Source organism: Merdibacter massiliensis (genome assembly GCF_900155395.1).
GTDB lineage: Bacteria > Bacillota_I > Bacilli_A > Erysipelotrichales > Erysipelotrichaceae > Merdibacter > Merdibacter massiliensis.
Window position 1 is genome coordinate 62,240 of sequence record NZ_LT699722.1, and the last position, 12,114, is coordinate 74,353.

A 12,114-nucleotide genomic window follows, 5' to 3' on the forward strand; every position below is an offset into this window, starting at 1 on the left:
AACGACCTCCGCCCAATTGTCCTCATCATACCATGAAAGATGCTTCTATCATACCCCCCCCCCCCACGATTTTTTGTCAATAAAAAAGAAGTGTGGATTCTACACTTCTCTTTCATGCGCCTGTATTTGCTTTTCATATTCTGTCAATATTTCATCGAATCGCGCATATGTAGAAACACGGGCCAAACGCTCTTTAACCGGATGGCTTCCCGGCAATCCTTTTATATACCACGCGGCATGTCCGCGCATCTCTTTCATTGCGACATTTTCACCTTTTAAATCAATGAGGCGATGTGCATGTTCTCTTGCGATAGCAAAGCGCTCTTGATAGCTCACTTCTGGCAGCTGTTCTCCAGTCTTCAAGTAATGCACGCATTGGCGAATCAGCCAGGGATCTCCTAATACGCCCCGTCCAATCGCAACAGCATCCACACCGGTCTCATCAAACATTCGCTGCATATCCTGCACGCTGCGCACATCTCCATTTCCGATCACCGGAACGGAAACAGCCTGTTTGACCTGCTGAATGATCTTCCAATCAGCCTTTCCCTCATACATCTGTGCACGAGTGCGGCCATGGATACAGATCGCACTGGCCCCTGCTTCTTCCATATATTGCGCAAACATCACTGCATTGATATGTTCACTGTCAAATCCTGAACGAAACTTTACGGTCACTGGTTTTTTTACTGCTTGAACGATTTCCTTGACCAAAGAACGCGCATATTCCGGTTCTCGCATCAATGCACTTCCTGCATGCGCTTTGATCACTTTATTAACAGGACACCCCATATTGATATCGATGATGTCGCATTGTGTTTGCGTATCCAACAGCTTTGCAGCATATACCATGCTTTCGATATCATGTCCAAATATCTGCAGACTCATAGGATGTTCCTCTTCCAGCACTTGGGTCATATTCAACGTTTTTCCATTATCATAATATAAAGCTTTGTCACTGACCATCTCTGCACAGACCAGCCCAGCACCAAACTGTTTACAGATACTGCGAAATGCAATATTAGAAACGCCCGCCATTGGCGCAATCACTAAACGATTAGGAATAGATACATCCTTGATCTGCCAGCTACTGCTTGCTGAAAGTGTCGATGAATTTTTCGAGTTCACGCAGTTCCTCCTCACTGAAATGGTAATGTTCATTACAAAAATTGCAAGTAATATCGCAACCGTGATCTTCTTCGATCATCGCTTTTCGCTCTTCTTTTGACAATGTAGTCAACACTCTTTTCATCGTTGCTTTTGAACAATGACATTTAAAGCAGATATCTTGTGACGACAGGATCTTTACATCCGGAAATGCCTCTTTCAGTATCGTTTCCAGTGAGTCTTTTTCTTTGATCAATGTGGACATCGGCGCTAACTGTGACAGTACCTTTTCACAGAAGGCAATATCTTCTTCCGTAGCATCCGGCATCATTTGCACGATCATTCCTCCAGCAGAAATGATATGGTTATCTGTATCCACCAATACTCCTACGCTGACAGCACTTGGCGTCTGTTCGCTTACTGTAAAATAATAAGCGAAATCATCACCTATCTCCCCGCTTTGCAAGGCAACGGCTCCTGACCAGTTTTCTTTCATGCCCATATCCTTGATGACTTCCAATGTTCCTTCTTTGCCCACGGCAATGCCTACTGCCAATTTGCCAGTATCATTGTATTGATAATGTACATGCGGGTTTGATACAAAACCACGAACATGACCATCACTATAAGCATCTACTAAAACGGTACCGATCGGACCGCCGCCGTTGATGCGGATAGTCAATTGTTCTTTTTCACTTTTTAACATACTGCCCATCATGGACCCAACGCTCAAAGTTCTGCCTAATGCGGCAGAAGCTGTCGGCCATAAATCAAAGCGCTGTCTTGCTTCTTCTACAAGATGTGTAGAAGAACAAATATAAATGCGTACATGTTCCTCGCATGCGACTGCTTTTAACAAATAATCCTTCATAAAACACCCTCCTTTGGAGCTTTTCAAGTATAGCATAACTCCGTATGCCGTGCATATTTATTTTACCACGAAAATAGAAAGCAGGACGTCTGTCCTGCTTCTCCTGCTTATTGTTTTTTTGATAACTCTTTTACTGCTTCATCCAATTCATCTTGCGAAACTTCCGGCTGTGTCGGCACATCCTCTGTACCCTCAGCATCGGTTGACGTTTCTTCTTCTGAACTGGTTTGTATATCAGCAGCATCTTGCGTTTCTTCTGTTTGTTCTTCCTGCTGTTGCGGAGATGTCAATGTTCCATATTCCACCAAATTATTGATCTGTTCTTTTGTCAAAGTTTCTTCCTCAAACAATGAATTTGCGATCAAATCTAATAAATCGCGGTTTTCGGAAAGGATTCGCTTACAGTCAGCATAACATTCATCTACGATCTTGCGGACTTCCTTATCAATTTCTGCCGCAACACCTGCAGAATAATTATTTCCGTTATTGTAATCCCTTCCCAAGAACACATTGCCTTGCGGGTCTGCATATTGAATAGGTCCTAAAGACGACATACCAAATACACGAACCATGTTTTTCGCAATCTTTGTAATCTTCTCGATATCATTGACTGCACCTGCGCTGATTTCGCCAAAGACCAATTCTTCCGCTACGCGTCCGCCCAGCAGGCCTGTAATTTGCGCCATGTACTCGCGTTTGCGATGAAAATACTTTTCTTCCCGCGGTGTCATCAAGTTATAGCCGCCAGCATCCCCGCGTGGAATGATCGTTACTTTTTGTACCATATCTGCATCTTCCAGCTTGATACCGATCACCGCATGCCCAGCTTCATGATAAGATACCAGATGTTTATCATCTTCATTGTATTTTTTCGATTTTTTGGCCGGTCCCATCATAACGCGGTCGATTGCTTCATCCAGATCATCCATCGTAATCATCTTACGGTGATCGCGGACTGCCAGGATGGCACCTTCATTCAATACATTTTCCAGATCAGCACCCGAGAATCCCGGTGTTCTTTGTGCCAAATTTTCTAATGAAATATCTTTTGACAGTTTCTTATTGCGCGCATGTACACGCAAAATAGCTTCTCGTCCTTTTTTATCCGGCAGGTTGACTGTGATCTGACGGTCAAATCGTCCACTACGCAACAATGCCGGGTCCAATACGTCCGGACGGTTCGTTGCCGCAATGATCACGATTCCTTTGTTCTCGCCCATGCCATCCATTTCAACCAATAATTGGTTCAATGTCTGCTCACGTTCATCATTGCCGCCGCCCATACCGGCACCGCGCTGACGGCCAACGGCATCGATTTCATCAATAAACACGATGCAAGGAGCTGCCTGCTGTGCTTTTTTAAACATATCGCGCACACGGCTGGCACCAGTACCGACAAACATTTCTACGAAATCAGATCCACTGATGGAGAAGAAAGGAACATCTGCTTCTCCGGCAACTGCTTTCGCCAATAAAGTCTTACCTGTACCAGGAGGGCCCACCATCAATAATCCCTTTGGAATACGTGCCCCCATATCCGTAAACTGTTTTGGATTTTTTAAATAATCGATGATTTCTCTTACTTCTTCTTTTTCCTCATCACATCCGGCTACATCCTTAAAGCGCACTTTTACATTTGATTGAATCTTCGCCCTTGATTTTGCAAAATCAAATGCCTTATTATTTCCGCCTGCATTCATCTTAGAGAAGAAAAAGAGAAAAACACCAACCATGATCAAGACTGGAAGCAGGCTTCCAATAATGTTCATAAATTGATTTTCACGATTAGGGTCTGTAACTGCAATTTTTCCTTCACCTAGTATTTTTGTCAGCCATTGAATATTTTCGTCTGTATTCGGTACGCTGACCGTAAAGCTTTGTGTAACTCCATCTTTATCCTTATACGTACCTTGTACATCAATGACCGTAGATCCTACAGAAAGCGAGGATTGCTGGAAATTCATCGTTTCTGCTTCACTTACAAATGTTGAGTAATCATAATTTTTTGTCCGGCTATCATTGCTGAAAATGATCAGCGAAGCCAGAATGATAATCACCAAGGCATAAGGCAGGTAATTCATCCATTTTTTCATTATTTCAACCTCCTCTGCGGCGAATAGTCAAATTTACTTTTTCTCGTAAACTGACGGTTTTAATACACCGATATATGGCAGATTACGATACATTTGGTTATAATCCAAACCATAACCAACCACAAATTCATTTGGAATCTCAAAGCCGACATAATCTGCCTGGATCTCAATCACACGACGATCCGGCTTATCGAGTAGCGATACGATTTTCACTTCTGCTGCTCCTTTATTAAACAGCAGCTGTTTTACTTCTTTTAAGGTCCGTCCTGTATCTACGATATCTTCAACCAACAAGATAGACTCTCCTTTTATGGATGTATCTAAATCCTTATTGATCTTTACATCTCCAACAGATTCTGCGCCATCATAACTGGATACATCCATAAAATCGATTGTGATATCTAAATCGATATGTTTCATGATTTCCGCTAAAAAAGGGACACTTCCTTTCAATAAACCAACTACGATCGGAGTTACTCCTTTTCTTTGGTAATCTTCACTAATTTGTTTTCCTAATTCCTTACTGCGTTTTACAATTTCTTCTTCACTTACTAAAATACGATCTATTGCGTCTATCACTTCAAAATCCTCCCAATGTAGAACAATCTTTATTTTATCATAAATATGGTAGGATTGTTAGAGAAATGTGTAACATCACACCCAATTTTCGGCACAAATATCACATCCCCCTTGGCATTGACCATGACCGGCCAGCATAGACGTTCATCCATCGGAATATGACGATCTACAAACCAGCGATGAATCTTCTTTGTCCCAAAACGCAAACGAATGGCATCGCCGGCTTGAACAGGGCGAATCGTAATCGGAAAATCTTCTTTTGTCAAAGTAATGCCTTCAATTTTTTCCCCATGGGCACTCAGCATAAAATGAGGGGTTTCCATATAACATATCTCATCATATGTGTACAAATAATCACACATCTCTAGTTTATCCACAGATAGCCGCTCATATTCCTTTTTTAATGCCCAATGTACATCTAAAGACTGTGTCCACTGTGCTTTTCCATCCTTCATGCGTCTTAGCAGATCTTTTTGTGCTGCTTGCGAAAGAGAAAGATTGCATTCCTTACGGATCCAATGCTGCAGAAAATAAGCACGATGCGGCTGTGATAACAACATTTGACAAGTTCCATCCCAAGCTGCCAAGAAGGTATCGGCTTGTTCTTGTAATACGCAAAGATTTTCGTTTGCTTTTTTTATTTCCTCTAACAGTGCTTCCCGCTGTATTTGATTCATTTTTTCCAATTGGTGATGCCGTACTCGATTACGCTCATAATCGTCACTAAAATTGGATTCATCATCCTCATAAGGAACGCCCTCTTGATGACAATAGGTACGTAATTGCTGCCTGGAATAAGATAACAACGGCCGTACCACACGAACACCGTAAATGATGCTTTCTTTTTTCAGGCCATAATACGCGGGTAGTGAGCCGCGCTGTTTTTGCATCAAGTAAGTCTCCAGCACATCATCTTGCTGATGCGCCACTAGTACGCCTTCACATTGATATTGCACACACAATTGCTGATAAAATGCATATCTTTCTTTTCTGGCATTTGCTTGAAAATTGCCTTTTTCTTCATTTTTAGCATACAGTACATGAATCGGAATGGACCATTGTTTACAATAACGTTCGCACAATCGCTGATCACGATCTGCCGTATCACGATGATGATAATTAACATGTGCACAACATAATGCAATATGATTTCGTCTGCAGATATCTAATAATGCCATGGAATCGCCGCCACCACTGACACCAATCACCCAACGGCCTTTTTCAAGCATTTTTTGATCTTCCAATTTTTCCATGAACGTATTATAGTACACAGTTTTTAAATACGCAATCAATTAACCTGAAAACAATGATTTACTTCTATATCGAAAGAAAAAGACAGAATACTCTGCCTTTATTTAATTAAGAAACGGTTCTAAACGTAATAAAAGTGCTGTTGAATCATCATCTCGGACTCGTCTATTTAATATTTGCATCAGTTGTTTCAGCTCGTCATGTACATCGCCTTTTTTTCTTGTCTGCATCCAATACTGTACCTCTTGTAAATGTATACCGTCGCTGATCATCAATATCTCATCCTCTGGTTCTAATTGCAGCTCTATGCAGTCCGGTTCTATTTCCTCTATGATCCCTACAGGAAGAGAATGACCATCTAATTGTAATAAATGTCCTTTGCGGATCAAAAAAGTAGGACATGCCGCAGACTTTACTAAATATGCTTTTTTTGTATGAGCATTCATGCAAATGATATCCAATGTGGCAAAAACATCGCTATGAATAAGAGAGTTGATCGTTTTTACCGCTTGTACTGCTTCCATATCACTGGCAATCATGCGCTGCAGGATGCCGCTGATCAAAACCGAGCTCCTCGCAGCCTCTTCTCCGCACCCCATTCCATCTGACAATGCACAAATCGTCAACATCTCATGACGAAAAATCGAACAAGTGTCTCCATTTTCCTTCTCATTCACGCTGATGGAGTCATAATATGCCTCCACTCGCCATTTAGGAGAACTGTCAAAAAGAAAGGAAGTTGAACGGTAAAACAAATGTGAATCTTGCAAATATGCAATATGGAAATCACTCATATATAACGTATTCAACAAGGGCAATAAGGTTCCTTCTATCTCTTGCTTCGATACTTGATCGATCTCGCCTTTGATCCGAATATGCACATCTTGTTGTTCCACTTGCAATGAATGAACATTAAATTGATAACCTTCCAATATTTCTTGTAACATATGGGTATCCATACGAGCAGATTTTGTATTAAACAATAAAGCCATCTGTTCTACCCCGTCTGCCATTTGAAATAATAAGCCGCTTTCCTGCTGATGCAGATGCTCATAAAATTTTCCCAACGAATAAAAAATACCTGAAAAGTTTTGCAAGCGCCGTTTGATCCTTCGAATTTCCTCATCTTGTTCCTGTATCGGCAACAACGTTGCCGTTTGCACATTTCTTTGCCAGATAAGAAACTGTAATAAAAGAAAGACAATCATAATGGTGCACTGTAAAACATCTGGGTGCAGCATCCAGTTGGAACACACATATAACAATACAGCCAGGCTGTTCGGTTTTGCCAGACGCAGAAATAAAACGGTGAAGCAAACAAGGATGGGGAGATGAGAAACATACATGCTCATCAACAGGATCAATATGCCGCCATTCAATGGCCGACATAAAAACAGAATCAGAGAAGAAAAGATGATCGTAATGACATCCGCATCCTGCGGCAAATAATACAGCAGCAACAAGCAGAGAGAAACTAGCATCGCCCCTTTCCATAAGTCATTTTGCTGCAGATCATTGTGCATCCATGCATCACTATGCAGCTGCTCTATATACAATGCACTTAAAAGTCCCATGGCTAATACGATCTTTTCAATATCCTGTAACTGAATGACATAGGTGAGCTGAATCGCTAAATTAATCACGGTCACCCAGCGCGGCATGGAAGCATGGGCAATGCTCACACAAGAAACAAGCACAAAATAAATAAGGATTCCCAATATGGTCAGATATGCAGTAGAAACAGACAGAGCCAATAAAAAAAGCGATAATGAGAAGAAAAAAAATAACAGTGCTTTTCGATTATGCAGATATCCATACGTTAATATGGGAAACAATGCAATATATTGAAAGCGCAGCGGAAAAACAGCTACGATTATCCCTGCGCCCAGATATAAAAGGATCTCTAAATTTGTATGTAAGCGAATCCCCTCATTATTTCTAACAATCTTTTCCACAGCATCACCTCACGGATTTATTGTATTGAGCATGTGCGTGAAAAATTGTCATTTTCTGCGGTTACTTTCAAAAAGATGCATCAACCGATCACCTGTTGCATACGATGATAAATTTCCGTAAAAAGCGGACTGTCTTTTTCTAAATGAGCTTTGATATCTATGATACGTGCCGTATTGATAAATTTACAGTCATTTAAAAATAAAGTGGATGGTTTACGCAAACCGGGAAGAAGACCTAACCGCATCAAATGTCTTTTTCCATTCGGATTTTCATAGCGATCATACGCCTGTTGAAATGCAAGCGGATTCCCGCTCATCGGAATGACAAACGCTTTCCCATGAAACAATTTCATGATAATGCCGAAATGTTGAAATCCAATCTCACATTGATAAGCATCTGCACCGAAATCGATAAAACAAATATCTCCCACATGAACTTCGATTCCCACATCTTCGCAGGAAAACAAAGCACAGCGTTCACTATGATTTGCCTCTGAGATCAAATGTTCAGCTTTTTCTTTCCGATTCATTTTTGAAAACAAAACTTGTTTTTCGCGCAATAGTTCATCCATAAGATTTTGCCATTGCAGAAGCGTCTCTTTTGAGAAAGATCCTTTTCCTTGTGTATATAATGTCCGAACATCCATACGATTCCTCCTTTCATCCCTTATATACGTAATGATTCATTTTTCCCCTGTTGTTTTCATTCAAAGTATGTCCAGACATTCTCATTTTCATACAAAAAAAGCATTGATTCCAATGCTTTCATGTTATGTTTCCGGCCGGTATAACAACCCTTTTTCTTGTAAGGAAGCCTGCACTCTTTGAAACATTTCTTCATCTTTACAACGGATCGTATGCAAATGTACGCCATGTGTCAGCTCACTTAGCGGCTCATTCCCTTCAATTTTAGAAATAAACTGATCTACTTCATAGCGAGAAGATAATTGCAATGACGCAACAATCTGTCCATATGTCGGATGTTCAACGATCACATCCAATACCTCGGCTCCCTGATCAACGATTGCATATAATTCTTCCTGCATCCGTTCTCTTGTATGGGATACCGCCACTTTTTTCTCTAGTCCGTTCGCTTTTCTTTCTAATACATAGCCCCGCGGAGTAGCTAATATTTTCATACCGCTTGCCCGCAATAAAGCAATATCTCCAACAATGATCTGTCGGGAAACGTGCAGTAACTTAGCTAAGGTGGATGCGGAAATGGGTCGCTGACTATTTTGAATTTCTTCTATGATACGCTCTTTTCGATCCATCTTTCATCCTCCTTTATCACCACTATCTGCATTATAACAGAAAAGTAAAATAACTGTCATAGAAACTGAAATAAGATTGCAAAAACGATCCATGGCGCAAATGGCAGCCTCGTCTGTAAATTGACTCTTTTAGTCAATAAAATAAACAACGCAAATACACCGCCGACCAGGATGCTATAGCGCATGGCCGATAAAAAAGCGTATCCATAAGCAAAGGCTGCTGCCATGCATAATTTAACATCACCCCAGCCAAAACTGCCTTTCCAAAAGAAATAAAGCAAAATCACGATACCCACAATAATGATACAGGCATGGATCCTCTCCGAAAGAGGCACTTCTGATTGAAAACTGCTAAATATGAGAAAAGAAATTGTCAAGGTATCTGGAATGATCATAAAATATACATCGATCAAAAAAATGAATGCCAAAAGCAGAAGAAGAAAATATTCATACAGTGATTCAGAAAGAAGATAGAGAACAGCAGAGAGCATAAAATAAGCAAATATATGATACCAGTGCGTCGTATGAGGCATGAACGCAAACACTAACCACAGAATGCCGCTCGCAAACAAGATCCATAAAATAATTACCACCCTTTCCCTTCTCCTATACGAAAAAAAGAAGGATTTCTCCTTCTCTCTAATGATAAGTAATGATATCTGATGCTATTTTTCTTTTTGGCTTTAACGGGTCAATATCTGCATACCCAACTGCGATGACGCTCACGATTGTTTCTTCTGGCGGAATACTTACTATTTCACGCAGACGTTCTTCGCTGCGAATCCCCATTACTAAGGTGCCTAAACCAAGTTCAGTAGCTTTTAACAATAAATTCATTGTCTGTAATCCGAGATCATAACAACCCCAGCCATTTCCTAATTCATTGCTTGGTTCCCCAGTCTTTTCAAAACCGCTGCGATTTTTTACAAAAGTCTCAACGATCAATACAGGGGCATCTTCTACGTTTTCGCCATTAAAACGAGCAAGACCCTCCCATTTCACTTTCTCCAGCATCTCTTGTGATGTAATCACATGGTAACGGCCAGTTTGTGAATTTTTCCATGTAGGAGCTAGGATTGCTGCTTCAATGATCTGTTCGATCAATTCCTTTGCAACTTCTTTTTTTTGATATTTACGAATACTTCTTCTCTTTTCCATAACATCTTGTAATTCCATCTGTATCTCCTCCTGCTCTTTTATCTTCTTTCCTTCAGTATACCCTCTTTTCATACAAAAGAAAATCACCTTTTTCGACAGACCAATAAATAAAAATGAGCATCGCTCATTTATCGCTCATTTTTATTTTAATATAATTTCTTTTTGTACTTTTCCTGCTTTTTCACTTTGTACCTGTAAAAGTACAGTCTGGCCTTTTTTTCCTTTTACGATCCATGTGATCTTTTTCATCAAAGGCGCATTATTACCCGTCTCAATACCATCGTAACCATATTCCGTATTGATATTAAAGAAACCTGCTAATTCTTCCACTGTACTACTTTGTGTCAGAATTTCTGCATTTTTCAAACTGATTTCCAAAGGCTGGTTTACTTGTGCTTTCTTTGCCTCTTCACAAATATAGGTTGGTAAATAACCTTTATTGGCAATCACTGCATCGATCTGGAAAATATCTTCACTTTGTTGCGTCACTTTCACATCATCAATGATCAGTTTCGGTAAAACTTTTGCATGACGCAATGCAAATGCCGTTGTCTTCTCCATCTCTTGCAGCAAATAATCTGGCGGACAATTCTGACAAGTAAATTTAAAATCAATGCCTCCGATCTCAACATCTCCTAATTGCGGATGTGTGCAATGTGTCCAAGGTAAAATGCCGGAAGGACAATGCTCTTTTACCCATGCTGTTACTTTGAAGAATTCTTCTTCTTTTTTTGCATCGCTCTTATCTCTTTCAATCGGCCATTGTTGCGGACATCCAGCTCTTTCTTTCACATTCCAAAGCTCCACTGTATAAGCAGGGATCCCCTGTGTATGATAACACCAGTCATCAAATGCTCCAGAAGAATAGTTAACTGTATCTTGTAAAAAATTATCAAAGATATTTACAACAGGATAGTGCATTTCCTGAGTTGCCATCACGCCAATTTCTTTATACATGCGCATGTCTTCCTGAGAAGCTTCTTTACTAGGCATCGTTCCCGGAGGGTAAACAAGCACTCCGCCTGTCGTATGCATCGTCAATACACTGCCAATATTTTTGTGAGCAATAACAAAATCGGCAACCGCTTTATTTTCTGGATTCGATAAAGGATATTTCCCGGCACCCGGCTGTCTGGCTTCGATAAACCATCCGAATGGATAATTTCTATTAAAATCTAATCCCCATTTTTCTGTACCAATTTTGATATTTACACCATCAAAATTTACGATCGTTCCTTCTGTATAAATATTATAAAATTCACCTTCCTGATCATCAGGCAAGCGCTTAGTCATGACAAAATCATCGCCATCGCGCTTCTTCCATGCACCAAACGGAGTCTTTACACGCATCATTGCAATAATACCGTCCTCATTGATATCCTGCGCATGCAGTCCGTCATCTAATGCTGCTTTTGGATAGGGACGATTGACAGAACGAAGCTTGTTAGCGGTATGCAAATACTCATCGCTGCCGTCCGGTGAAATCTTAGGGATCACATAGATCGTTGTTTCTGCTAATAACTTTGCCATGGATGGCTCTGCATGGTTTGTCAAGATTGCATCGATAAAATGCATACATGCCATAGAACCGGTTACTTCCCCCGCATGATGATTCCCGTCCATGTAGTAAGCCGGTTTATCCATAGCGTCGCCTGTCGTTTTATCTGTCAGTGTCACCGCCCAGACGTTTTTACCCTCTTCGCTTACACAAATACTTTCCAGTTTCATGATTGTAGGATATGTTTCCTGCAATGTTTGTAAACAAGCGGTCAATTCTGCATAGTCATAATAATGATCATATTGAAATGTCGTTTTCATTTAACTCC

Annotated in this window: 11 protein-coding genes; all 11 read right to left on the reverse strand. The window is 40.6% G+C overall.

All coding sequences use genetic code 11. The features are described from left to right. Positions 1-99: 99 nt before the first annotated feature. On the reverse strand, positions 100-1,128 hold the full coding sequence (gene dusB / locus BQ9859_RS04085; protein WP_075877000.1) for a tRNA dihydrouridine synthase DusB: 1,029 nt from the start codon (positions 1,126-1,128) through the stop codon (positions 100-102). Next, the gene (gene hslO / locus BQ9859_RS04090; RefSeq protein ID WP_075877001.1) at positions 1,088-1,978 is read right to left on the reverse strand and encodes an Hsp33 family molecular chaperone HslO; all 891 of its coding nucleotides are present in this window, start codon (positions 1,976-1,978) and stop codon (positions 1,088-1,090) included. The genes dusB and hslO overlap by 41 nt, the downstream gene beginning before the upstream one ends. Positions 1,979-2,085: 107 nt before the next feature. Next, positions 2,086-4,071 carry an ATP-dependent zinc metalloprotease FtsH gene (gene ftsH / locus BQ9859_RS04095; protein WP_075877002.1) on the reverse strand — a complete coding sequence of 662 codons (1,986 nt, stop codon included), beginning with the start codon at positions 4,069-4,071 and terminating at the stop codon, positions 2,086-2,088. Positions 4,072-4,104: 33 nt separating this feature from the next. Further along, the gene (gene hpt, locus BQ9859_RS04100; RefSeq protein ID WP_075877003.1) at positions 4,105-4,650 is read right to left on the reverse strand and encodes a hypoxanthine phosphoribosyltransferase; all 546 of its coding nucleotides are present in this window, start codon (positions 4,648-4,650) and stop codon (positions 4,105-4,107) included. Positions 4,651-4,679: 29 nt separating this feature from the next. Further along, positions 4,680-5,879 carry a tRNA lysidine(34) synthetase TilS gene (gene tilS, locus BQ9859_RS04105; RefSeq protein ID WP_075877004.1) on the reverse strand — a complete coding sequence of 400 codons (1,200 nt, stop codon included), beginning with the start codon at positions 5,877-5,879 and terminating at the stop codon, positions 4,680-4,682. 126 nt (positions 5,880-6,005) lie between these two features. Next, the gene (locus tag BQ9859_RS04110) at positions 6,006-7,856 is read right to left on the reverse strand and encodes a PP2C family protein-serine/threonine phosphatase (RefSeq protein WP_075877005.1); all 1,851 of its coding nucleotides are present in this window, start codon (positions 7,854-7,856) and stop codon (positions 6,006-6,008) included. Positions 7,857-7,936: 80 nt separating this feature from the next. After that, entirely contained in the window at positions 7,937-8,503 is a 567-nt protein-coding gene (locus tag BQ9859_RS04115) for a hypothetical protein (RefSeq protein ID WP_075877006.1), read from the reverse strand. A 123-nt stretch (positions 8,504-8,626) separates the two neighbouring features. Then, positions 8,627-9,130, reverse strand: a complete 504-nt coding sequence (locus BQ9859_RS04120) for a transcription repressor NadR (RefSeq protein ID WP_075877007.1) — start codon at positions 9,128-9,130, stop codon at positions 8,627-8,629. 56 nt (positions 9,131-9,186) lie between these two features. After that, a complete protein-coding gene (locus BQ9859_RS04125; protein ID WP_075877008.1) occupies positions 9,187-9,723 on the reverse strand; it encodes a prepilin peptidase in 537 nt (178 codons plus the stop codon). A gap of 46 nt (positions 9,724-9,769) precedes the next feature. Then, positions 9,770-10,306, reverse strand: coding sequence for a nitroreductase family protein (locus BQ9859_RS04130; protein WP_075877009.1), 537 nt, complete (start codon positions 10,304-10,306; stop codon positions 9,770-9,772). 123 nt (positions 10,307-10,429) lie between these two features. After that, a complete protein-coding gene (locus BQ9859_RS04135; RefSeq protein ID WP_075877010.1) occupies positions 10,430-12,106 on the reverse strand; it encodes a M14 family metallopeptidase in 1,677 nt (558 codons plus the stop codon). Positions 12,107-12,114: the final 8 nt, after the last annotated feature.